Source organism: Allofrancisella guangzhouensis, assembly GCF_000815225.1.
Classification (GTDB): Bacteria; Pseudomonadota; Gammaproteobacteria; order Francisellales; family Francisellaceae; genus Francisella; species Francisella guangzhouensis.
The window spans coordinates 1,074,591-1,099,689 of sequence record NZ_CP010427.1 but is presented as its reverse complement, the minus strand read 5'-3'; the positions used below and the strand labels follow the sequence as shown (position 1 = coordinate 1,099,689).

The following is a 25,099-nucleotide window of genomic DNA, read 5'->3' as shown; positions in this document are numbered from 1 at the left end:
AATAAACTATTATCTAAGTAACTGTCTTAGCTTATTTTCCTTATGTATTATTACTTTTTTAGTTTTCGACTAAAGCTTTAGTATCCTTACTATTTCTTCAGAAATTTTTGTGCTAGAAATATCACTATCTTCTAAAAGTAAGTCTTTTGTTCCATGATGTAAGAATTTATCTTTCAAACCAAAGTTTCTAACTGTTGTATCTTTATGTAAATCATTGGCTAAAATATATTCATTTACAGCAGAACCAGCTCCACCAGCAATAGAGTTTTCTTCCAAAGTTATAACTATTTGATGAGCTTTGCAAATATCAGTAACCATTTTTTCATCTAAAGGTTTAACAAAGCGCATATCAACAACTGTAGCATCATATTTATTTGCTACTTCTACAGCTATAGGTAATAAGGTGCCAAAATTTAAAATTGCTACTTTTGATCCGAGTTTTATAATTTTTGCCTTACCAATTTCCAACTCTAGATTTTCTGTAATTTCAGCACCTACTCCAGCTCCTCGTGGATAACGAACCATAGCAGGACCAGTATATTGATATCCAAGCTCCAACATGTGATAAGCCTCATTTTCATCGCTTGGAGTCATAATTATATGATTTGGTATACAGCGCATAAAACTAAGATCAAAACTACCATCATGTGTAGCACCATCAGCACCTACTAAGCCTGCTCTATCGACAGCATATAAAACATCTAAATTTTGCAATGCCACGTCATGAATAACCTGATCATATGCTCTTTGAAGAAAAGTTGAGTAAATAGCAACTACTGGTTTTAAGCCTTGACAAGCAAGGCCAGCTGCAAAAGTAACTGCATGCTGTTCAGCTATGGCAACGTCGAAATATCTATCAGGATATTGTTGTGAAAATCTTATTAAGTCAGAACCTTCTTTCATGGCTGGTGTGATACCAACTAAACGATTATCTTTAGCTGCTTTTTGGCATATCCAAGAACCAAAAATATTGGAAAAAGTTGGTTTAGATATTTTAGTGATACTATCCCCTGTATGAAAACTTGGAGCAACGTGGTGAAATTTAATAGGATCAGACTCTGCTTTTGTATATCCTTTGCCTTTTTTAGTTACCACATGTAAAAGCTTAGGACCTTTATGGTTATTTAAGACTTTTAAAGTTTTGACTAATTCATGAATATCATGACCATCTATCGGACCAACATAATAAAACCCTAAATCTTCGAAAAAATTTGCTGGAACAAACATCCCTTTAGTTTGGGTTTCTATTTTTTTAACTAGTTCAAACATAGGTGGAATATTTTTTAAAACTTCTTTACCTTTTTCACGTATAGAGTTATAAAACTCTCCAGAAATTATCCTGCTAAAATGCGCGGACAAGCCACCTACATTATCAGATATTGACATTTCATTATCATTTAAAACTACTAAAATATCTTCTTTAATTCCTCCAGCATGATTCAAAGCTTCAAACGCCATACCTCCTGTTATAGCGCCATCACCGATTATTGCTACCGTTTTTGAGAGTTTATTTTTAAGTCTGTCCGCTATAGCCATACCAAGAGCTGCACTAATTGATGTACTTGAGTGTCCTACCCCAAAAGTGTCATATTCACTCTCTGAACGCTTTGGAAAACCAGATATTCCACCATCTTTTTTGATAGTCACTAATTGATTTTTTCTACCTGTTAAAATCTTATGAATATAAGTCTGATGACCAACATCCCAAACTATATTATCATAAGGTGCGTTATAAATATAATGCAAAGCAACCGTAAGCTCAGCAGCGCCTAAACTACTAGCAAAATGCCCCCCACTTACATCTAATGTATCAATAAGAAAATTTCTTAATTCTGACGATAAATCTTTAAGCTGATTTTCTGAAAGAAGTTTAAGATCAGCAGGTGTATTTATCTTATCTAACAAATTGTATTTTGACATAATTTTTAAAATCTTTTATTTAGTTAGAGAATATGAGAATATGTATTTTAATGTTATTAACCTTTTAATATTAACATTCTTATTCCCACTCTATTGTTCCGGGTGGTTTACCCGTAACATCATATACTACACGAGATACTTGCTTTACTTCATTTACTATTCTGTTAGAAACTAATGATAAAAAATCATATGGTAAGTTTGCCCATGTGGCAGTCATAAAATCAATACTCACAACAGCTCTTAGAGCTATAATATACTCGTACCTTCGTTGGTCTCCAACAACTCCTACTGACTTAATAGGCAAAAACACCCCAAAAGCTTGGGAGATATCATGATATAAACCATGATTATATAGTTCTACTGTAAATATAGCATCTGCTTTTTGCAAAATCTCTACATATTCTTTTTTAACTTCACCTAATATACGTACTCCTAAACCTGGACCAGGAAAAGGATGTCTGTATAACATCTCATAAGGTAATCCTAAACCTAAACCTAGCTTACGAACCTCATCCTTAAAAAGTTCTCTTAAAGGCTCCAAAAGCTTTAATTTCATTTCTTTAGGCAAGCCACCGACATTATGATGAGATTTAATAATATGAGCTTTAGATTTATTATTCCCAGCTGATTCGATAACATCACTATAAATTGTGCCTTGTGCAAGCCATTTAGCGTTTTCAATCTTTGTAGCTTCTTCATCAAAAATATCAACAAAAAGCTTACCTATAATCTTACGTTTTTGCTCTGGATCAGAAACTCCTTTAAGCTCATTTAGAAATCTGTCTTTTGCATTAATACGGATAACGTTAATATCCATGTTATCAGCAAACACTTTCATTACCTGGTCACCCTCATTTAAACGAAGCAATCCAGTATCTACAAATATACATGTAAGTTGATTGCCAATAGCTTTATGAAGTATTGCTGCAACTACTGATGAATCAACTCCACCAGATAAACCTAATATTACCTTATCAGAACCAACTTTTTCTTTAATTTGTGCAATATCATTTTCGATAATATTTTCAATGTTCCAAAGTTTGTCACACTTACAGATATTAACTACAAAATTTTCTATTATTTGTTTTCCATTTTCTGTGTGTGTGGTCTCAGGATGAAATTGCACCCCATAAAAAGGCTTTGATTTATGTGCGATCGCAGCTACTGGAGCATTAATAGATGAGGCAATAATCTCAAAATGCTCGCCTGTATTAGTGACTTTATCACTATGGCTCATCCAAACTAATTGTTCATTATTTAAGTTAGAAAAGATATTATTATTGGAGTTTAAAATATTTATAATAGCTTTTCCAAACTCACTTTGATCTGCTCCTTTGACTTCGCCACCATGTTGCATAACCATAGTTTGCATACCATAGCATATCCCAAGGACAGGAATTCCTAACTCAAAAACTATATTTGAAGCTTTAGCATCAGAATCATATACTGACTCTGGGCCTCCAGATAAGATAATACCCTTAGCGCCATACGGTTTAATAAACTCAGCATCTATATCATGAGGAAAAATTTCACAGAAAACCCCTGCTTCTCTAACTCTACGAGCGATAAGTTGAGTATATTGAGAACCAAAATCTAAAATAAGAATTTTATGTTTATGTATATCTGTCATTACATTATATAAAAAAGGAATACTAACGCATATTTTAGCCTAAAAGAGCGAAAATTGTAATTAGCTTTTGCTGATAAAAATAGATGATTAATTACTTTGCAAATTCTTAATCTCAAACATAATATTGTTAACATTTTCTTGAATAGACTCAGATGACGCTTGAGTTACAATAAATATCTTTAAAAATACAACACCAATTATAGCTACTAATAAATTATCGTATGGAAACGCTATGATATTTAACTCATGAAAGTATGAAATTAGCCATAATGAAACTATATACAAACACACAAACCAAGTTTGTTTTAGTATTTGTAAAAAGCTATTTAGCATAAAAACTAACCAATAGAATATGCATACTAAAACTATAAGTATCGCTAAATACATAAGGTTAGATGTACCCGACCAATAAATGAAATAAGAGCATGATATAAATCCTAAATAACCAAACAGTTTATAAAATGGTAGCTTGAATTTTCTTTCTAAATTTGGAAAGTTATTTCTAAAAATGATTAAAACCACTGGACCTGATAAGCAACTAAACAATACTAATGATGATAAAAATGTAACTAACTGAGTCCATGTAGGAAACTGAAATAAAAATACTAGCCCTACAAAGAAATTAATCCAGATACAAAAAACAGGTACTGAACTTTTATTTAACTTCGTCAAAATAGACTTTCTAAAAAATTCTATACCAAAAGCCTGGAGTATTCTTCCTGTTACAGCTGTAAATACGTTAGCTGTGCCCAAAGGGGCTACCATAGCGTCTATAAACAAAATGGTATATACAATATGTAAACCAAATAAGCTTAAAAGACCTAACAAAGGAGCCACACTAGTATTAAAATTATCTACTTGCCCTGGCACACAAAATATAAATAATAAAGATAAAGACAAGTACATTATTAAACCAACAACTACAGGCGCAAATAAAGACAATGGAATTGCTAGCTTAGGGTTTCTAGCAGAGTTTGCAATAATTAGTCCATTTTGGAATCCAGAAAACGCAAAAGCAAGGCCAGATCCTGTTATCGCTAGAAGTATATGTTCAAAATTTACGCTTATATTAGCACTATTAACATGATAATTGTCAAAAGATCCGTATACAGCTAGCATACCAACAGCTATTGCTATTGGTAAAAATATCTTCCACATACTTACTATAGAATTAACTTTAGCTACATTTTTAAGCTGATATGTATTTAGATATGTAACTCCTAACATAATAAAAAAAGCTACAATAACACCATAGTGTGACAAAAATACACCGCTAGAGTTACTATTAACTAAGCTAGGAAACCAAAAACCTAGATATTGAACAACTGATTGTGCTTCTAAAGGCAGATATACAAGATAGCTAATCCACCCCAATACCACAAATAAAAATCCTAAAGTTTGCGAGTGTGTGATCCTTAAAAAACGCATAGCGCCAGAAACAATCGGTAACATAGAAGCTACTTCGGCAAAGCATAAAGCTACTAGTAAAGTTAAAAGAGCTGTTAAAAACCATGAAAGTATCACCCCCACTCCAGCAGTCTGATAACCATAATATGGAGAAAATAACCAGCCACTACCTATCATCCCACCAGTTGATATAAAAACAATAGCTAAAGTTGACAATTTTTTCATAATCTAAGTTCCCGTATATTAAATTTTATCTAGTAATGTATAAGTTTATTTTTTCAATAAGTTTTTCTTTAGTTTGCCTATCTGTAAAAGCTGCTTTTGCTGCGTTTATATTCATAGTAACAATATCATCCAATGATAAATTAGTTTTTTGATATGCCATTGTATATTCATCGGTTATTGTTAAATTTTTCATCATCAGACGATCATCCGTGTTTAAGGCTATACTCATACCCTTATCAAACATCTTTTTAAATGGATGAACTTCAAAACTTTCTATGAAACCCAAAACAATATTACTAGTAATATTTGATTCAATATGAATGTGTTTTTCTATAAGTAATTTGATAGTGTTTTCAAGTAATTGCTGATCTTCTGTAGCAAATAAATTACAAGCATGACCTATTCTTGTTGCTCCACTTTTTACAGCATCTACTATATTTTCAATAGTCGAAAACTCACCACTATGTGCTGTAATTTTTATGTTGTTTTTATTTAGAAATTCTAGAGTCTGCTTTTGGGTCTTAGATAAACTACCATTAATATCCATACCTGCAAAATCAAAGCCAACTACTTCGTTGTATTCTGTACAAAGTTTTGCTAATTCAAGATTAATTTTATCATCTAAATGATACATACCACAAACTAATATTCCTGTTTCGATAGAGTATTTTTTTTTAGCTTTTTTAAATCCTTTAATTATACTTTCTACAATTTGATTATAAGATAGCCCTTTTATTCTATGGAAATAAGGACAAAACCTAGCTTCAGCATAAATAACATTTTGTAAAGCATGATCTTCTGCAAATTCAAAAGCTACTCTTTCTATAGCATCCTCAGTTTGCATTACTGCACACGATAGGTCAAATGCTTTAAAACATCTTTCAAAATTTTTTGAAGAAAACTCTTCGTAAAACCAATTAGAAAGTTCTTTGGGATTTTGGTATGGCAAATCAATATTTTGCTCACTAGCGATATTGATAACTGTACTAGCTCTTAGACCACCATCTAAATGATCATGTAGGATTATTTTTGGGATTGAAAATATTTTATCTTGACTCATTATATGAAATTAATTGTATTTTACATGTTTACAATAATACTAGAATTAAAATCTTACTTGTACCAGAAATTGCTTTTTATATCAACTGGTGGGATGATAGGTAGTGGCTGGTTATTTTCTCCATATTATGGTTATCAGACTGCTGGAGTGGGGGTGATACTTTCATGGTTTTTAACAGCTCTTTTAACTTTACTAGTAGCTTTATGCTTTGCCGAAGTAGCTAAATTATCTAAGCAGTTTGTGACAAAAATTTATACGCCTTTAACTCAAAACAGCTTAATTATTTATAAGTAATTATTCAGCTTTTCTATTATAATCTAGATGATAACAACAAAAATTTGGATCTAAATTAGATGAAAATAGAAGATGTAAAGAAAAATGTATTTTCTATGCCCATGGTATCTCCTACAGCAAATAGAATTGACTATAAATTCACAAATAGAGAGTATTTTATAATCGACTATCAATCAGAGATTGAAACACTTGGGCAGTTTGTACCGAAACCCCTAAAACCTACTGGTTTAGTAAAATTTGAGTTTATGAAAATGCATGATTCAAACGGATTCGGTAGTTTTAATGAAGCTGGACAATTAATCGAAGTTGAGTACGAAGGTAAAAGAGGTTTATATTCTCATATTATGCTTTTAGACAATCTGCCTTCAATAGCAGCTGGTAGAGAAATTTGGGGGTTTCCAAAAAAGTATGCTCACCCTACTCTAACGGTAGATTCAGATACATTATTAGGTAGCGTAAAATATAATAGTGTCCAAGTAGCATTTGGAACTATGGGATACAAGTATAATGAGTTAGATAAAGAACAAATTAGGAAATCCTTAGAAGAAACTCCTAACTTCTTACTTAAAACTATTCCTCATGTAAATGGTCGTGATGTAAGTATTTGTCAACTAGTAAGATATCACCTAAAAGATGTGACTGTCAAAGGAGCTTGGACTGGTCCTGCTGATCTACAGATATTCAATCACGCTTTAGCTGGACTTAATCACTTACCGGTTAAAAAAATACTTAAAGGCTCTCATATGATAGCTGACGTTACATTGGGTTTTGGTGAAGTGGTATTTGATTATTTAAAATAAATAAGGAAATAGAAATGTCTGTAAAAAATAAAGTAGTTTTGATAACAGGAGCAGCCTCAGGGTTAGGCTTAGGAATGGCTAAAGAATTTGCCAAACAAGAAGCTAAAGTAGTAATCGCTGATTTAGATCTACAAAAATCCCAAGATGTAGCAAAAGAGCTAGCTCAACAAAACCATGTCGATACTTTAGCTGTAGAAATGGATGTGACAAGCCAAGAACAAGTCAAAAAAGGCATTTACCAAATTATTGATAAATTTGGTCGTATAGATACTGTTATTAATAATGCTGGTATACAGATTATTTCACCAATAGTTGATTTTGATGTATCAGCTTGGAAAAAGATATTTGAAATACATATGACAGGTACACTACTGGTAACCCAAGAAGCTATGAGACACATGATAAAGTTAAAAACAGGTGGTAGAGTTATAGTTATAGGTTCAATCCATTCAGTGTTAGCATCTAAAAATAAGGCAGCGTATGTAGCGGCTAAACATGCTCAATTAGGATTTGTTCGAGCTTTAGCAAAAGAAGGTGCTGAACATAATATTTCTTCCAATCTAATTGCTCCAGGCTTTGTTTTGACTCCACTTGTTGAAAAACAAATTCCAGAGCAAGCAAAAGAACTAAATATATCAGAAGAAGAAGTTATAAAAAATATCATGCTTGGTAATACTGTTGATGGTGAGTTTACTACTGTCCAAGACATTGCTGATACTGCTATATTTTTGGCAGGATTTAAAACAAATGCCTTAACTGGACAAAAAATATTAGTTAGCCATGGTGCTGGTATGTAAATTAAAAATTAAACATTCGAAGTTAAATAACATATGTCTATTAGAACTAAACTAGGTCAACTTTTTATGATGGATTTTCGCTATTGGGGTGAAGATCTAAATAAAAAGCCAATTCCTTTTATTGAAGCAAACCAGACTGTTTGTAAACTTTTTAAAGACTATAACTTAGGTGGCTTTATTCTTTTTAAAGAAAATATACAAAATAACCACCAAACTATCTCTTTACTTAGGAGTTTGCAAAATAATATTAAAACACCCCTATTTTTTGCTACAGATCAAGAAGGTGGAAGAGTTCACAGACTAATTCAGGGAACTAGTGGCTGTGGTAATATGGCTATAGCTGCGACAAACAATCCAACAAACTCTTATCAAATGTCTAAAATACTTGGAGACGAACTATATAGCTTGGGTATTAATATTAATTTCGCTCCAGTTATTGATGTCAACTCAAATAAAGATAATCCTATTATAGGGGTTAGATCGTATTCTGATGATCCTGAAATAGTTACCAAATACGCCAGAGAAAGTATAAAAGGTTTGGCTGATGCCAATATAGTTAATTGTGTGAAACACTTCCCAGGCCATGGAGATACTGCTTTAGACAGTCATATTGGTAATGTAATATTAAATAAAAATCTAAGTGAATTAGAAAAAATAGAATTATATCCATTTAGACAACTTGTCAAAGAATATGAAATGGTGATGTCAGCGCACGTTAGTATTCCGACTATTGATGATACAAAGCACAAATCTATATCCAATAATCAAGAAATTTATACACCAGCTACATTATCTTATAAGCTAATCACAGAACTCCTAAAAGAAGATGTTGGATTTACTGGGCTAGTAATTACTGATGCTATGGATATGAAAGCTATAACAACTCATTTTGATCCAATACAAGCTACCAAACTTGCTATACTAGCTGGTGTAGATATAGTACTAATGCCAACTCGAGTTTGGTGTGAAAACGATATTTATAAATTGGAGAAACTCTTTGTTGAGTTAGAAAATGAATACCTTAAAAACGAAAAATTTGCTAAAGCTGTAGATGCAGCATATAATAAAATAATTAAATTTAAGACCACTAAAATAAGTCAAAATCTTATTCTAACTATGTCTTTTAAACAACAGCTTAATCTTGCTAATAAAATCGTTGCCTCCATCAAGCATCAAAATATAGCTTATGAAATTTCTAAGCAAAGCACTACTATATTAAAGAATAATGGTTTAATTCCATACAATTTTAAAGATCAAGATACTGTTTTGATTATAGATTTTGATAGCGAGAGATTAAAAGATTTTCATGAATGTTTAAGCCAACTACTAAAACAAAAAAATCTTCAAGCTAGAACCGTAATTAAAAATATAAATGACGATAATTTACCAGAAGATATAAATTTAGCAGATATAATTATTTTAGTTTCGGAGAATTTAAAGCAGTATAACCAAAGATATAGTTATCTAACATCTTTAGCTCCTAAAAAAACTATAAATATAGCTGCTATAAACCCATATGATATAAATTATATAAATAATATTGAAAATTACGTTTGTATCTATGGAGCTACTTCTGTTGATCAGACTAACTATACAAAAGTTTTTTTAAAAATAAATATTAGCTCAGCTTTAGAAAATATTTTTGATAATAATTTAAAACTAGAATCTGTTTTACCTATTACCTTATAAAAGGCTATTAGGTAAAACAGATAACTGTTACAACATGTCTAGACTTTTACATCTTATACTAACTAAAATTTAGATCTATTATTTGCTTATTTTGCCAAGTATTAACGAAGTCATAAGATACAATGTTAGCTTTTTTCATCTCTGCTTGACTCATTTTATGAATCTGTTGAGGTAATATATAGTTTGCTCTAGCAGCTAGTGATCTTATATCCAAAATATCTGAATTTCCAGTAAGTGTAAAACTGTATAAGAACCAGTAATAATTATCTAGTCCTCCAAAATTTTCTAACTTATTATTCTGATCCGTAATTAAAGTGTTAGATGATGCAGTTTCTGAGTATCTGTCATATATAGTATAACTATCTGATGGATTAAAGTTTGGATGTGCAACATATCCCCATAATCCCTCTTTTGGATCTATATATGAACTAAGCTCTTGTTTACTTAATAATGGTACAATTTTACCCTTTAACTCAGATAAGGTAACATCATACAAAGAATTACTATCTTCTTGTTTATAAAAGTATTGATCTAATTCATCTTTTAAAGTTGATATCATTTGTTTTTTATCAACAGCTTTTATTGTAGCAGTACTACTTTCGTCCGTTTCAATATGGCTTAGGTATAAAAATATAGTTTCATTTTTTCCTTCATTTTTTATGAAGTTTTCTACATCTTCTAGAAACTGTTTAAATGAAATACCATAACCATGACCCCATTCATAATTCTGATGGAAAAGTGCCATCTCTTTACCATTAAACATGCCAACTCTAACGTCAAAGAAGCGGATTCCTGAGCGAAGCTGCTCTGTTATGTTTAAGTCATTTGTAAAATACCATTCAGGATGTTTACGTGCTATAGAACTAACAACGACCTCACTAATACTTGGATTATCGCTGAATCTAATAGAGCTTTGATATACTCCAGAATCATGAGTTGCAGGCATAACTAATTGGTTTAGAAGTAGATGAGGGTTTTGCTTAATTAACTGCTCCATCCAATTAGTATTATCAGGCTTAGCTGCCCTTATATATATAGAAAGCCTTTCTTCAGATCCTACTAAGAAAACAGAATCATCGAGAGCACTAGCTTGCTTTAATGAAATGTTTTTTGTAAATGGTCCTGGATTAAAAGCTAAATTTTGGTTGGTCGAAAAAATTAGTGTGTTATCATTCCCTGTTTGGATGTACATCGTATATGGTCCTGAAACATCGTTAGACCAAAATGACTTGTTTAATTCTAAGTGAGAACAAACTCTTTCTCCCTCTAAGATAGTTTTGCCTTGAAAATTATCTCTTATTTGAGTATTTTTATTCTCCCAGTCGCTAGGGTTAAAATCTACTTGCTTAATAGTTATAGGATGCGAGTATTGATTAATAACACATAATTCAGAACCTTTACTTCCAGCATATAGTTTTGAAAAAGATAGACCCATAAAGAGTACAACAAATAATTTCGTTTTCTTATATTTCATATTTTTCCTTATATTGAATTAATTATTTTTTTAAACATATATTTTTAAATTTAGTTAAATATATAATCTAAATTTTAGATAATACATATTAAATGTAAATTATTCAACTATTATTGTGAATATATTTTAATATTAAAAAATTTTTAACTTTTTAATATTTTGACTCTATAAAATTAAATGTTGATAAATTATTTTTTAATGATAAAATAAATAAAAAACAAAAATGGAGTGTGACTCAAACAAAAATGAAAAAAATAATACTAGCTTTTTTAACATTAATATCAGCTCTATATGCTGGAGAAATGGATGTACATGTATCTCTTAGTCCAGAAGTAGCTAAAAATACCAAATTTGAGTACGATAATACTATTGGGTCAAGTTGTAAGTTAAGTAAACAAACAAACTCTAGTTTCTCTATGCATTGTGACTCAGGTGTGGGTCAAAAAACAGTAGCATATGTAGATGTCGTGGGTCCTATTAATAGCTATCAAGAAGCAGAGCCAAGAGTGCCTTTCGATAGACTAAAAATCAGTTACCCTGCAGTAGGTAAAGGATATATTAATTATGAACACTGGGGTTTTCCTACCTGTCAAATGTGTGATACTTGGCGCGTTTCTGATAAATGTTACTTAACTTCATCTAGTTCCTGTAGTCACGATGAAGATACATACTTTATAGAAAATGTAGGAAATAATAATATCGTGATTAACAAATACCATGGTCCAAATTCATCATATATACCAGGGGTTATATAATAATCATTAACAGTGTTTCTATTTAAAATTTATCATATAATCATAAAAATATTAAAAATTATTTTGATTAATATATATTCCACGTGTAGTATATTTAATTTAATTATTATATAATTTTTTAAAACGATAAAATTTATAGGGATTAAATAATTATATGAAATTTAGACAAGCTTTATTTATATCATTTCATGGAGATATGAGTGGAACAAATAGTGAAACTAAAAAATCCTACTTTTATCAAAAAGATAAAAATCTTGATCGTGAGTATACAATTAAGATGCACAGTGACCACAAACGTAAAGCTCTACTGAACCATGAAATTCCATTTATTAGGATAAATTTTCCTTATTTTAGTAGTATTCTAAACAAAGAACTAAATATTGAAAGAGATAAAAATAATTGTGAGATTGCGGAAGGGTTAATGGCAAAAAAGTTAAGAATGCTCGAACCATTTTCTAGAATTTATATATCCGCACAAGGTATAGGTGGGACTATAGGTGAGACTTTTATTAAACAATATATTAAAGTTCCTAAGCAAGATAAATTAGAATTATGTTGTATTCCAGCTTCTAATATAGCAGAGATACTATATAAATATATTTCTAATTCGTCCAGAAATAATCTCCAAATCTTTCTTATGATTAGTCAAATTGACAATGACAGCGGAATCAAAGTCGAGCCTAAAGATTTTGCTTCTTCATTAATGGAAAGATTGCATCAGTATAATTTTAAAAAAACATCGGTCATAGCGTATGATAACGCATGCTCTGCTATTGAATTAACAAAAAATTCAAAAAATGTTTTTAACATAAACGATGTATCAACACGAGGCAGACAATATGCTTTTAAAAGGTCAGCAGATGAGTTACATTTTAAACATGGTAAAAAACAGCCCGATAATAAAATCGCTATACATAACTACAATGGTCAAATAGAAAACACCGAATATCGAAGCTTTAAGAAAGCATATATGAATAACTTTAATGACGACTACAAAAGTGATTTAAAATATTACAGAGACAGTATAAAAAATGATCTAATAGGATCAAAATTTGAAGTTCTCTCTTTGAAAAATGCTTTACTTTCTTATTCATTAAGCGACTATTTAGATAATTATGAACAAAAATCATTCCATGGAATAAAACATCATCATGGAAAGACAGGTTTTAATAGAATAATGTGTTTTCACAGGAGGATCGCAGCTATTATTAAGGACGAAGATATATCAGACGCTAAAGATCTTGATATGTTAAATAGGATAGCAAATCGTATAATTGTCGAAATAATAAATTTTGCTAAGCAAGATGGTGAATATAGAAAATTCGCGGGTAACTTCTTATTTTCTAAAAAAATAAACGTCCATGATAATTCAGGTATGACTAAAATATTAGAAGGTTTACAAACGTTTTATAAACAAATGGAGGATGATAATCTTGCAAATAAATCTCTACAAAAGTTTAGAGAAGTGGATATTGAATATACCAACTTATCAAATAAAAAAGAACGAGAAAGTCTATTAGTTAACCTGAAAAGCATAGATCCTTTCATGTATGAGACTTCATTACTTGGAACAACTTTCGCTAATCCACCACTTACTTACTACACTCCTTAATTTCTAATTTTGCCTAGCCCTCACACTTTTATTAGCATGGATTTTTTGTCTAATTAATTTAGAAAAATCTTTGTTATGAGTTGATGATTTTTTACTTTTGTTTGCTCTTTTTGCTGCAATAATCTTTACCTCATCTACTTTCTTAGCCTTTGTTTTTCTAGCCATGCTTGTAGTAGGCACATTATGTTGAGCTTCAAAGCCTTCAAGTTCTTCACGCGGTAACAAGTGTCCTATTAGATGTTCGATATTTGATAGTAGCTCAACTTCATCAGCACTTACTAATGATACAGCTATTCCAGTTTGGCCTGCCCTTGCTGTTCTACCTATACGATGTACGTAATCTTCGGCAACGCTCGGTAGATCTAGATTTATAACGTACGGTAACTGTTGAATGTCTATACCCCTAGCAGCTATATCTGTAGCTACTAAAACATTTATCAAATTAGATTTAAAATCCGCTAAGGCTTTAGTCCTAGCTGTTTGACTTTTATTACCATGGATAGCACTAGCTTTTATATCTGCATCATTAAGCTTCTCAGCTATCTTATTAGCTCCATGCTTTGTACGTGAGAATACTAATACTTGATTCCAATTATCTCTTTTGATTAGGGCTATCAAAGCATTAACCTTTTGTGACTTATCTACAGTTATAATACTTTGAGCTATTTTTTCTACAGTTGTATTAGCAACATCAGCAGAAACAAATTTAGGGTTATTTAAAAAACTTTGTGCTAAATCTTTTATCTCTGCAGAAAAAGTAGCTGAAAACATTAGTGTTTGTATCTTCTTAGGCAAAAGCTTATGGATTCTTTTTAAGTCATGAATAAAACCCATATCAAGCATTCTATCAGCTTCATCTAAAACCAAGGTATTTAAGTCAGTAAATTTAATAGCATTTTGACTATATAAGTCTAGTAATCTACCAGGTGTCGCTATTAGAATTTCTACTCCTTTTCTTAATTTCATCATTTGAGGATTAATACTTACCCCACCAAATACTACTGTAGAACGGATATGCGTATTTGCAGCATATATACTAACTTGATCTTCTATTTGAGCTGCTAGTTCCCTCGTTGGTGTTAGAATAAGAACTTTAGTTGTATTAGGTCTAGCTTTAGGCTGGTTTATTAGTTTTTCAATAATTGGTAATGTAAATGCAGCTGTTTTACCTGTACCAGTCTGTGCGCTTGCCATTAAGTCATTATCTTTTAATATAAGAGGGATAGATTTCTCTTGGATTGGTGTTGGATTTGTATAACCTTTAGTTTCTAGAGCTTTACATATCTGTGTTGAAAGCCCTAATTTAGTAAAATTAGTAGACATTTGTATCCTTTTAATATTTAGTCATACTATATTATCATTTATAAAAGTATTAGTTAGATTTATTTACAAGCTATTACATAATATAATTGCTTTAGGAACTTTTATCTTACTCAAATCTAATGAAAACAACATATGACAAAGAGCTAGGTTTACAAATACAAAAGCATCTAATAACAAAAGGACTAGAATCATATAGAGACTTAAATGTAGACAAGTCCAAACAGGTAGAAACTATTTCAAACGCTTATCAAGAAATTCTAACGGCCTTAAGATTAACTAGTATCGAATTTGAGAAAACTCCACATAGAATAGCTCGAATGTTCACTCAAGAGATTTTTTATGGTTTAGACTATGGTAATTTTCCTGCTTGTGGTTTATATGAAAATGAATTTAGGTATGATGGTATACTTACACAAAAACATATTAATATAATGTCTTTTTGTGAACATCACTTTGTACCATTTGAAGGGACTGCAGAAGTTTCATTTATCCCAAAAGATAATAATATTATTGGCTTATGTCGTATAAACAGTATCTGTGATTTTTTTTCAAGACGTCCACAAATTCAAGAAAGAATGACTGCTCAAATATTTGAAACGCTTAAATTTATACTTAAAACAGAAGATGTGTCTGTAAAAATAACAGCTAAACATACTTGTGTTTCATTTAGAGGAAAAAATAATAAAGATTCTGAAACATTCACACAAATGACTGGCGGCCACTTTAAAAAATAAAATTACTAAAAAATATGGTAATTATATTTTCTTAACAAACTGTGATTTTAGTTTTATAGCTCCAATTCCATCGACTTTACAATCAATATCATGGTCACCTTCAACTAAACGGATACCTTTAACTTTTGTACCTACTTTTATGACTTGCGAAGAACCTTTTAGCTTAAGGTCTTTAATAACTGTAATAGTATCACCATCTTGCAACAAATTACCGTTTGAATCTTTGACTATAAGTTTATCCTCTTCATTTTTAACTTCATCTACTTTCCATTCATAACCACACTCTGGACAAATTAACAGATCATTAACTTGATAAACATATTGAGACTGGCACTTAGAGCATTCTGGTAAATTTTGCATATTTTTATAACTTTATAATGATTAGGTATAAACTATTTTAACATAAAAGTAATTGTATTTTTCTATATAAAAATCCTTAAATATAGCGATAATAAGTTATCTCGCTGAAGAGATGTATTTGCTTGAGCATTGATATAACTAAAACTAAAACCAAGCCAAGCATCTGCAAAAGTGTTATATCTAAAACCCGTATCTATAAGAGTTGCATAATTGGTACTAGACTGCTGTATTTGGGAGTAACTAACATATGGTACCAAATCTTTACTATAAAATCTTGTAGTATAATTTAACTGTAATGACCACGAATATACCTGCCCACCAGATGATAAAAAATTATTCGTATTTAGGTTTGGAAACAATGAAGTATAAAAACCTTCTTTTAAATTAAAAGATCCAGAAACATTTGTAGTTTTATCTACTCCTTTATCAGTAAAAATAAATTCGCTCATAAATTCTAAGTCACTTACACTAACCCCAAAGTTAAAGTCTACAACCCCAACGTTATCATTGTTTTTATTTGTAAACCCTGAAACATTCGAGTAAGCTGAACCAAAATACCAGTAATCCCCTACTGTATTTAAATCATAAGTATATTTCATGTTCACAGAAAAACCAAGTTTTGCACTACCATTATAAGCATTTGCTACTTGTAGAAATTGATTTTTAGATGGTGCTAAAAATACCACATTTGCCTGTAAACCATCTTTATTATACGACATGTTTACATTACCACCAGACTGCATAAAATATAGTCTAGTAAGTGTTGATATAAAGTTAGTAGTTTCATCAAAGTTACCAAAATTAACTGTAGATAGAGCTACATATGTAAACACTGGTAGGCGTTTTAAATCCCCTAGCAGGAAATAAATGCCTCCAGGATTTACATTCCAATCACCATTATCAGTATAAACATTTATAGATGCAAAAACAGAGGTCCACTCACCCAAACTACTTAACATATAATACTCAAAATTATAATTATTTATAGAGTTTAAATTTTGGTTACTAATGTTGTTTATACCCCACATCGGTAAAAATGAGGCTGTTCCACCAACATAAAGATAATCATCTTTCAAAAGTCCATTCTGGCGAGATAGCATTATAAACAAAGGATCTGCAGTTTCTTGCTGTGTATTCATCATTGCTTGAGAAAATATCACGTTATTATCTATAGCTTGATAATACGGTAACTTAACTGCATTAAGGCGTGTGTAATCTAATATAATTTTACCTATATCAAAGCTAGTGGTTGGAACAAATGTTTCTCCTTCTTGTTGCTCAATTACATCCACTACAGACTTGTTTTCAATTGATGGTTGATCTTTTGTAGGTTGTGATTTTGGATTATTATCAGAAAAATTATTAGCTGCATAAATAAGGTTGCTAAATACAAGCATACCTATAATTAAATATGGTTTTTTCATCTATACAGCTTACTAGAATATTTCTAGCATTTTATTGTTTAGAAATACAAATTTAAATAAAATTTTTATAAAAAATAAAATAAACGTTTGGACTATAGATCTTCAACGTGATCAGCTAAATATTCAGCAACACCTTTTGGAGAAGCTTTCATACCTTGATCGCCCTTATTCCAACCAGCTGGACATACTTCACCATGTTGCTCATGGAACTGTAGAGCTTCAACCATTCTTATAACTTCATCCATATTTCTACCTAATGGAAGATCATTAACAACTTGATGACGTACAACCCCCTTTTTATCGATCAAAAAGGTACCTCTAAAAGCCATACCGCCTTCTGCTTGGACATCGTAATCTTTTACGATTTTTTGGTTAATATCGGCAACCATAGTATAACTAACTGGACCAATACCACCTTCGTTAATTGGAGTATTTCTCCAAGCATTATGCGTAAAGTGAGAGTCTATAGATACAGAAACTACTTCAACTCCTAGCTGTTTTAATTTAGCTGTTCTTTTATCTAGAGCTATTAGCTCAGATGGACAAACGAATGTAAAATCTAAAGGGTAAAATACTACTACTGCATATTTACCTTGGATAGCGTTTGCAAAATCGTAGTTATCCACAATTTCACCATTTCCTAATACTGCTGGTGCATTAAAAACAGGTGCTTTTTTACCTACTAATACCATAATTACATCCTCCATTTATAGGTTTATGGTTCTTTCAAAGATTATTAATTTAACGCACTAATTTTGCTTATTAATTACTCCTATGTCAACTATATTTACCTCAATATATTTAAAGATTTTTTTAAAGCTTACTGCTAAAATATAGGATATATAATATAAGTCAGCTCCTAATTTAACATGAATAAAAAAATAGTACTTCCATTGAGTCAAACGTCTTCTTTTGAATACTCTGAAGTAGCTAAACCTAAAATTCGTAAAGTTAATGATATAAAGGATTTAAATAAGGTTTACATATAAATTTATGATACAAGCAATTACAGAAAGGACAAAAATATTAGTTAGTGCCAAAGGTTTAGAAAAACTAGAAACTGCAAATATCTTTATAGCTGGATGTGGCGGTGTAGGATCTTTTGTTATTGAGGCACTTGCCAGAGCTGGTGTTGGAAAATTAACAATAATTGATATGGATATAGTAGACCCCTCTAATATTAATCGCCAACTTATTGCCTTACATAGTACTATTGGTAAGCCTAAAGTAGAAATTATGAGAGAGAGGATTCTAGATATAAATCCTAAATGTCAAGTCAACGCCATGCAGACTTTTATTAACTCTGAAAATATACATATTCTACTTACTGCAGAAAAATATGATTATGTAATAGATGCTATTGATACTTTAAATGCTAAAGTTAGCTTAGTAAAAACCTCACATGAGTTAGGAATAAAAACGATATCAAGCATGGGGGCTGGAGGCAAAACAGACCCTACACAAATTAAAATTACTGACATTTATAAAACTGATGTCTGTGCTTTAGCTCGTGCTATGAGAACACGCCTGAAAAAACAAAAAGTTAAAAAAGGTATAAAAACTGTATTTTCTACTGAAAAAGGTATAGCTCCATTACCACCCAAAGAACCACAACTAAACCAACAAGGTCGATCTAGAGCAATTAATGGTACTCTTAGTTATATGCCGTCTATTTTTGGGTTAACTATAGCTGGAGTTGTTATTAAAGAAATAGTGGGCAATAATTTCAATATTTAACTAAGCTGTATGAATTAATCATTTTAATATCTAAAATCTATAAGCCAATGTAGTCATAACTTTAGATTGGAATTTCATCATAAATCTAACTGGCTTGGGAAGTTTTTTTGCTCCAGCTTTCTCCGCCTTTACAGCATGTTCTGCTTCATCAATATACATCTGCTTTAAGATTTCCCTAGAACGATTATCATTTACAGGTAAACTTTTTAAATGTGAATCTAAATGTTTCATTACTTGTTTTTCTGTTTCTACTACAAAACCATAACTTAAACTGTCACTCATAGCTCCGGCTGTGGCGCCTATTCCAAACGATGTCCAATACCAAAAAGGGTTAAGTAAGCTTGGTTTTGCATCTAGCTCTTTAAGCCTTTGACTACACCAAGATAAATGGTCATATTCTTCATCAGCCGCCTGATATAAATGGGACTTTGTTTCTGCTGATTTAGCTACTGCGGCTTGTCCACGATATAGCCCTTGAGCACATATCTCCCCTGTATAATCAACTCTTATCAAACCTGCAGAATGTTTTTTTTCTGCTTGAGTTAACTGTTGCTCTTGTACATTTTTACTAGGAGATTCTCTAGTAGGATTAAGTTGAGATTTTGTAAATTTTGTGTAGCTATCAAGCTCTTCTATAACTCTATCTAAAAACGATAACTTTCTCATAAAACGTAAACCTTCTTAAAACTATATTTTTACTAATAAAACCCATATAAAGAAGTTACTGCAACTACGGTAAATAAAATATTTAACACAAGAAAAACCCAACTTACAGTAAAACCTTGTCGTATAGAAAAAACAGCATAAATAGCCAAGAATACACCACAAACTACCATAAATTCATTTCTTACAAGCACAATCCCTAAACATAAGGAGACTAAACCAATAAAAGCACTAGCCCTAGCAAAGTTTAATTTGTACCTAGCAAAATACCACATAGTAAACACAAAACACAAACCAACAAAAATTATCAGACTATAAACCTGATCAACCTGCCAAAACACAGTATTTGCGCATATAAGTGCTATACCTTCCAAACCAGTAAAAAAAGGTTCTTTCTGAATCAATGCTGATACGAATAATAAAAGTGTGGCATATAGTACCGCCAAATTTTTCTCAAGAATACCTTTCTCGGCAAATCCAAACACAAAGACTATCAAACCAATTATACCGAGGAATAATCCTATATTGTTTATATATCTCTTTAACATGGTTAGTAAGATTACTCTTTACTTTTAGGTACCCATTATACTTATAAATACGAATTTATAAATACGAATTTAGGCAAAAATTTTAATTAGTTAACTTAACAATGTATTATGTTATAATCTGCTTGTCTTATTTAACTAAAATAAAGGAGATTCAATGTCTAGAAAGAAAATAGCTCTTATCGGTGCAGGTCATATTGGTGGAACTTTAGCTCATTTGGCGCTTATCAAACAACTAGGTGATGTTGTTTTGTTTGATATTGCTGAAGGTATGCCTCAAGGTAAAGCTCTAGATTTAGCACAAACCTGCCCAATTGAGGGTGTTGATTTTAAAGTTAAAGGAACAAATGATTATAGAGATTTAGAAAATTCTGATGTAGTTATAGTAACTGCTGGTGTACCAAGAAAACCAGGTATGTCCCGTGATGATCTTTTAGGTATCAATATCAAAGTTATGCAAGCTGTTGGTGAAGGTATTAAACACAACTGCCCTAATGCATTCATAATTTGTATTACAAATCCTTTAGACATTATGGTTAATATGTTACAAAAGTTTTCTGGTGCCCCAGATAATAAAATAGTTGGTATGGCTGGTGTACTAGATTCCGCTAGGTTTAGAACTTTCTTGGCAGATGAATTAAATGTATCTGTTCAACAAGTCCAAGCTTACGTAATGGGTGGGCACGGTGATACTATGGTTCCTCTTACTAAAATGTCTAATGTGGCAGGTGTTTCACTTGAGCGTCTAGTACAAGAAGGTAAAATTACTCAAGAAAGGTTAGATGCTATAGTTGCTAGGACTAGAAGTGGTGGTGGTGAAATTGTTGCTTTACTAAAAACAGGTTCAGCATATTATGCTCCTGCTGCTGCTGGTATCCAAATGGCAGAAAGTTATTTAAAGGACAAAAAAATGATTCTACCATGTGCAACTAAGGTAAAAGCTGGTATGTATGGTCTTGACGAGGACTTATTTGTTGGTGTTCCTACTGAAATTTCTGCAAATGGTGTTAGAGCTATAGAAGTAGAAATCTCAGATACAGAAAGAGAAAATCTCCAAGTATCAATCAATGCTGTTAAAGATTTAAATAAAGCAGCAACAGCAATTTTAGCTAAATAATTTTTTGCTTCTCCTTCTAATCCTTTATGTTACTTAGCTTTTAAAATACCTCTAGCAATGTCAAGAAGAATATTTCCTTTTTTGCTATTTTTAAAATCCTAAAAAGTTGATAGAATCTTAACGTAAAATGTCAACTATACTTATTTGGTATAGTTTTGATTTATTTGTTAATTTATTAATAGGGTTTTTATGACTAAAGAAAACTACTTAGGCATAAACATAGATGTCGCTAAAGACCAAGAGCTTTCTCTACAAGCTCAACAATTACTTACTAATTACTATTGTTTAGATAATGAACCATCTCCTCAATATGCTTTTGCTAGAGCTGCTATAGCATACTCTTTTGGGGATACTAATCTAGCACAACGTATATACAATGCAGCTTCTAATGGTTGGTTCATGTTTGCTTCTCCAGTGCTCTCAAACGCCCCTCTTCCTGGAGCTAAAATTAAATCTTTACCTATCAGTTGCTTTTTATCTTATGTGCCAGACTCCTTAGAAGGTTTAATTGAACACTCATCTGAACTAAGATGGTTGTCAGTAAAAGGTGGTGGTGTTGGCGGTCACTGGTCAAGAGTTAGATCTGTTTCTGATAAGGCTCCAGGACCTATTCCTTTTATGCATACAGTGGATGCTGATATGGTTGCATACCGCCAAGGTAAGACTCGTAAAGGTTCTTATGCAGCATACATGGATATATCGCATCCAGATATAATTGAATTTTTAGGTATTCGTGTACCTACTGGTGATGTAAATAGAAAATGTCTAAACCTACATCATGCTGTAAACTTAACCGATGAATTTATGCAAGCTGTTGCCAACAATGATGATTGGAAACTAGTTGACCCTGATGATAAATCTATTAGAGATATTATAAAAGCACGCAAGCTTTGGGAAACTATACTAGAAACTCGTTACCGTACAGGTGAACCATACTTAAACTTTATAGATACTGCTAATAGAGCTCTACCAAAAGCTCAAAAAGAACTTGGCTTAACTATTAAAGGGTCAAATCTATGTAACGAGATTCATCTTGTAACAGATGAAAAGCGCACAGCTGTTTGCTGCTTATCTTCCGTAAACTTGGAAAAATATGATGAATGGAAAGATACAACTTTAATTAAAGATTTAATTAGGTTTTTAGATAATGTTTTACAGTTTTTCATAGATCACGCTGGTGATGAAATATCTAAAGCAAGATATAGCGCCTCTCGTGAGAGAAGTTTAGGGCTTGGAGCTATGGGTTTTCATTCTTATTTACAACTACATAGAATACCATTTGAATCTAAAGAAGCTGAAAAAATAAATGAAGAAATTTTTAAAAGAATAAAAAAACAAGCTGTTGAGGAAACTTTAGAGTTAGGTAGAGAAAAAGGTGAAGCTCCGGATATGGCAGGTACTGGACGTAGGAATGCGCATTTACTTGCGATTGCTCCTAATGCTAATAGTTCCTTAATACTAAATACCTCTCCTAGTATAGAACCTTGGAAAGCTAATGCTTTTACATCTAGGACAAGAGTAGGTTCCCATTTAAATAAAAATAAATATTTGGAACAAGAACTAGAGAAACTAGGCAAAAATACAGAAGAAATTTGGTCAGAGATTATAACCAACGGAGGTTCTATTCAACAATTAGATTTCTTAAGTAAAGAAATAAAAGAAGTATTTAAAACTGCTATTGAGATGGACCAAGATTGGCTAGTATACTTAGGTGGCACACGTCAAAAATACTTATGCCAGGGTCAATCTTTAAACGTATTTTTCCCTGCTGGAGCATCTCGAGCGTATTTACATAAAGTGCACTTTAATGCTTGGAAATATGGCTGTAAAGGTTTATATTACCTAAGAACAGAAACCTCCAATAGAGCTGAAAATATATCTAAAAAAGTAGAAAAACAAAGGCTTGTAGAATTTTCAGAAGTCAAACAGTCTGAAAGTGAATGTATCGCATGTGAAGGATAAAACTATGAAAGTTAAAATATATACTAAAACTGGTTGTCCATTTTGTATTAAAGCAAAACAATGGTTTGATCAAAACGGTATTAGTTATCAAGAAACTATTCTTGATAATAACCAAGAACGTAATGATTTTTACGACAAAATGAATCAAAGCGGTAAGGTAAAAACGCATATTAGAACAGTACCCCAGATTTTTATAGATAATGAGCATATTGGCGGTTTTACGGATCTACAAGCTAATGAAAGTAAGATTCTAGGTAATAAATAGGTAATAATGTGGAAGTAAAAATATATACAAAAACTAATTGTCCTTTCTGTGATTTAGCAAAAAGCTGGTTTGGTGCTAATGATATTCCATTTACACAAATTACCCTTGATGATGATACCGAAAGAGCAAAATTTTATAATGATGTAAATAAAAATATCCTATTAATAGAGGAGCATGTTAGAACTGTTCCACAAATTTTTGTAGGTGGTGTCCATATTGGTGGTTATGATAATCTAATGACTAGAGCTGGCGAGGTAATCGCTAGGGTTAAAGGATCTTCACTTACAACTTTCTCAAAGACATACAAACCTTTTAACTACCCTTGGGCTGTTGATCTAACAGTTAAACACGAAAAAGCTCACTGGATAGAAGACGAAATTGACTTGTCAGAAGATGTTACAGACTGGAAAAATGGTAAAATCTCAAAAGTAGAAAAAGAATATATTACAAATATTCTCAGACTTTTTACCCAGTCAGATGTTGCAGTTGGCCAAAATTATTATGATCAATTTATACCAGCATTCAAAAACAATGAGATTAGAAATATGCTAGGTTCATTTGCGGCTAGGGAAGGTATACACCAAAGAGCATATGCTTTACTTAACGATACTTTAGGGCTACCTGATTCAGAATACCATGCTTTTTTAGAGTATAAAGCAATGACAGATAAAATCGACTTTATGATGGATGCTGATCCAACTACTCGTCGCGGTTTAGGATTGTGTTTAGCTAAAACTGTATTTAATGAAGGAGTTGCTTTGTTTGCTTCTTTTGCTATGCTACTAAATTTCCAGCGTTTTGGGAAAATGAAAGGTATGGGTAAAGTAGTTGAATGGTCAATACGTGATGAGTCAATGCACGTAGAGGGTAACGCTGCTTTATTTAGAATCTACTGCCAGGAAAATCCTTATATTGTCGATAATGATTTTAAAAAAGAAATCTACCTAATGGCTAGCAAAGCTGTAGAATTAGAAGATAAATTTATTGACTTGGCATATGAACTAGGAACAATCGAAGGACTAAATGCTAATGAAGTAAAAGCGTATATACGCCATATTACAGACAGACGCCTTACGCAGCTAGGGCTTAAAGAAATATATAACATAGAAAAAAACCCTCTAACTTGGTTAGAATGGATCTTAAATGGCGCTGATCATACCAATTTCTTTGAAAATCGCGTAACAGAATATGAAGTAGCTGGTTTAACTGGTAACTGGGATGAGGCATACACAAGTTAGTAAAAATTATAACGTAAGTCTTGTCAAAAAACACTGTATCCTATCAATTATACTTGATAGTGAATGAA

General features: G+C 31.6%; 22 protein-coding genes and 1 pseudogene. 12 read left to right on the top strand and 11 right to left on the bottom strand.

From position 1 onward, the window contains the following. Positions 1-69: 69 nt before the first annotated feature. The 4 genes from dxs to add form a co-directional block, all read right to left on the bottom strand. Entirely contained in the window at positions 70-1,920 is a 1,851-nt protein-coding gene (gene dxs, locus SD28_RS05175) for a 1-deoxy-D-xylulose-5-phosphate synthase (RefSeq protein WP_039124786.1), read from the bottom strand. A gap of 79 nt (positions 1,921-1,999) precedes the next feature. Beyond that, positions 2,000-3,550: a glutamine-hydrolyzing GMP synthase gene (gene guaA, locus SD28_RS05170; RefSeq protein ID WP_039124784.1), complete on the bottom strand. Its 1,551-nt coding sequence runs from the start codon at positions 3,548-3,550 to the stop codon at positions 2,000-2,002. Positions 3,551-3,637: 87 nt separating this feature from the next. After that, positions 3,638-5,182, bottom strand: coding sequence for an APC family permease (locus tag SD28_RS05165; RefSeq protein WP_039124783.1), 1,545 nt, complete (start codon positions 5,180-5,182; stop codon positions 3,638-3,640). A gap of 25 nt (positions 5,183-5,207) precedes the next feature. Next, complete coding sequence (add, locus tag SD28_RS05160; protein ID WP_039124781.1) at positions 5,208-6,242, bottom strand: adenosine deaminase; 1,035 nt, start codon at positions 6,240-6,242, stop codon at positions 5,208-5,210. Between the two features lie 24 nt (positions 6,243-6,266). Here add and SD28_RS05155 point away from each other — a divergent pair. From SD28_RS05155 to SD28_RS05140, 4 genes and pseudogenes are all read left to right on the top strand, one after another. Beyond that, a pseudogene (locus SD28_RS05155) lies at positions 6,267-6,470 on the top strand (APC family permease); the annotation flags it as partial. Positions 6,471-6,595: 125 nt separating this feature from the next. Further along, positions 6,596-7,336 carry an acetoacetate decarboxylase gene (locus SD28_RS05150; RefSeq protein ID WP_039124776.1) on the top strand — a complete coding sequence of 247 codons (741 nt, stop codon included), beginning with the start codon at positions 6,596-6,598 and terminating at the stop codon, positions 7,334-7,336. 14 nt (positions 7,337-7,350) lie between these two features. Further along, entirely contained in the window at positions 7,351-8,133 is a 783-nt protein-coding gene (locus SD28_RS05145; RefSeq protein ID WP_039124774.1) for a 3-hydroxybutyrate dehydrogenase, read from the top strand. Between the two features lie 33 nt (positions 8,134-8,166). After that, positions 8,167-9,822, top strand: coding sequence for a glycoside hydrolase family 3 protein (locus tag SD28_RS05140; protein ID WP_039124772.1), 1,656 nt, complete (start codon positions 8,167-8,169; stop codon positions 9,820-9,822). Positions 9,823-9,880: 58 nt separating this feature from the next. Here the strand turns inward: SD28_RS05140 and SD28_RS05135 are convergent, their stop codons facing one another. Continuing rightward, on the bottom strand, positions 9,881-11,296 hold the full coding sequence (locus tag SD28_RS05135; protein ID WP_039124770.1) for a PI-PLC domain-containing protein: 1,416 nt from the start codon (positions 11,294-11,296) through the stop codon (positions 9,881-9,883). Positions 11,297-11,541: 245 nt separating this feature from the next. Here SD28_RS05135 and SD28_RS05130 point away from each other — a divergent pair, with 245 nt between their 5' ends. Further along, positions 11,542-12,051 carry a hypothetical protein gene (locus SD28_RS05130; protein ID WP_039124768.1) on the top strand — a complete coding sequence of 170 codons (510 nt, stop codon included), beginning with the start codon at positions 11,542-11,544 and terminating at the stop codon, positions 12,049-12,051. Between the two features lie 154 nt (positions 12,052-12,205). After that, the gene (locus SD28_RS05125; RefSeq protein ID WP_039124766.1) at positions 12,206-13,663 is read left to right on the top strand and encodes a hypothetical protein; all 1,458 of its coding nucleotides are present in this window, start codon (positions 12,206-12,208) and stop codon (positions 13,661-13,663) included. A 3-nt stretch (positions 13,664-13,666) separates the two neighbouring features. Here the strand turns inward: SD28_RS05125 and SD28_RS05120 are convergent, their stop codons facing one another. Further along, positions 13,667-14,986, bottom strand: a complete 1,320-nt coding sequence (locus tag SD28_RS05120; protein ID WP_039124763.1) for a DEAD/DEAH box helicase — start codon at positions 14,984-14,986, stop codon at positions 13,667-13,669. A gap of 119 nt (positions 14,987-15,105) precedes the next feature. Here SD28_RS05120 and folE point away from each other — a divergent pair, with 119 nt between their 5' ends. Beyond that, positions 15,106-15,720: a GTP cyclohydrolase I FolE gene (gene folE / locus SD28_RS05115; RefSeq protein WP_039124761.1), complete on the top strand. Its 615-nt coding sequence runs from the start codon at positions 15,106-15,108 to the stop codon at positions 15,718-15,720. A 21-nt stretch (positions 15,721-15,741) separates the two neighbouring features. On the opposite strand, the gene SD28_RS05110 is transcribed toward folE, so the two are convergent. The 3 genes from SD28_RS05110 to SD28_RS05100 all read right to left on the bottom strand — a co-directional run bounded on the left by SD28_RS05110 (position 15,742) and on the right by SD28_RS05100 (position 18,196). Continuing rightward, positions 15,742-16,080, bottom strand: coding sequence for a zinc ribbon domain-containing protein YjdM (locus tag SD28_RS05110; protein WP_039124759.1), 339 nt, complete (start codon positions 16,078-16,080; stop codon positions 15,742-15,744). 62 nt (positions 16,081-16,142) lie between these two features. After that, complete coding sequence (locus tag SD28_RS05105) at positions 16,143-17,504, bottom strand: hypothetical protein (protein ID WP_039124756.1); 1,362 nt, start codon at positions 17,502-17,504, stop codon at positions 16,143-16,145. 92 nt (positions 17,505-17,596) lie between these two features. After that, entirely contained in the window at positions 17,597-18,196 is a 600-nt protein-coding gene (locus SD28_RS05100) for a peroxiredoxin (RefSeq protein ID WP_039124754.1), read from the bottom strand. A 301-nt stretch (positions 18,197-18,497) separates the two neighbouring features. Here SD28_RS05100 and SD28_RS05095 point away from each other — a divergent pair, with 301 nt between their 5' ends. Then, the gene (locus SD28_RS05095) at positions 18,498-19,241 is read left to right on the top strand and encodes a tRNA threonylcarbamoyladenosine dehydratase (RefSeq protein WP_039124752.1); all 744 of its coding nucleotides are present in this window, start codon (positions 18,498-18,500) and stop codon (positions 19,239-19,241) included. 30 nt (positions 19,242-19,271) lie between these two features. Here the strand turns inward: SD28_RS05095 and coq7 are convergent, their stop codons facing one another. Continuing rightward, positions 19,272-19,907 carry a 2-polyprenyl-3-methyl-6-methoxy-1,4-benzoquinone monooxygenase gene (gene coq7, locus SD28_RS05090; RefSeq protein WP_039124750.1) on the bottom strand — a complete coding sequence of 212 codons (636 nt, stop codon included), beginning with the start codon at positions 19,905-19,907 and terminating at the stop codon, positions 19,272-19,274. A 32-nt stretch (positions 19,908-19,939) separates the two neighbouring features. After that, positions 19,940-20,452 carry a hypothetical protein gene (locus SD28_RS05085; RefSeq protein WP_039124749.1) on the bottom strand — a complete coding sequence of 171 codons (513 nt, stop codon included), beginning with the start codon at positions 20,450-20,452 and terminating at the stop codon, positions 19,940-19,942. A gap of 154 nt (positions 20,453-20,606) precedes the next feature. On the opposite strand from SD28_RS05085, the gene mdh reads away from it, so the two are divergent. The 4 genes from mdh to SD28_RS05065 all read left to right on the top strand — a co-directional run bounded on the left by mdh (position 20,607) and on the right by SD28_RS05065 (position 25,031). After that, positions 20,607-21,566, top strand: a complete 960-nt coding sequence (mdh, locus tag SD28_RS05080) for a malate dehydrogenase (protein WP_039124748.1) — start codon at positions 20,607-20,609, stop codon at positions 21,564-21,566. A gap of 189 nt (positions 21,567-21,755) precedes the next feature. After that, positions 21,756-23,528: a ribonucleoside-diphosphate reductase subunit alpha gene (locus SD28_RS05075; RefSeq protein WP_039124747.1), complete on the top strand. Its 1,773-nt coding sequence runs from the start codon at positions 21,756-21,758 to the stop codon at positions 23,526-23,528. 4 nt (positions 23,529-23,532) lie between these two features. Beyond that, complete coding sequence (locus SD28_RS05070; RefSeq protein WP_039124746.1) at positions 23,533-23,793, top strand: glutaredoxin; 261 nt, start codon at positions 23,533-23,535, stop codon at positions 23,791-23,793. A gap of 8 nt (positions 23,794-23,801) precedes the next feature. Next, positions 23,802-25,031: a ribonucleotide-diphosphate reductase subunit beta gene (locus tag SD28_RS05065; RefSeq protein ID WP_039124745.1), complete on the top strand. Its 1,230-nt coding sequence runs from the start codon at positions 23,802-23,804 to the stop codon at positions 25,029-25,031. The last annotated feature ends 68 nt before the right edge of the window (positions 25,032-25,099 follow it).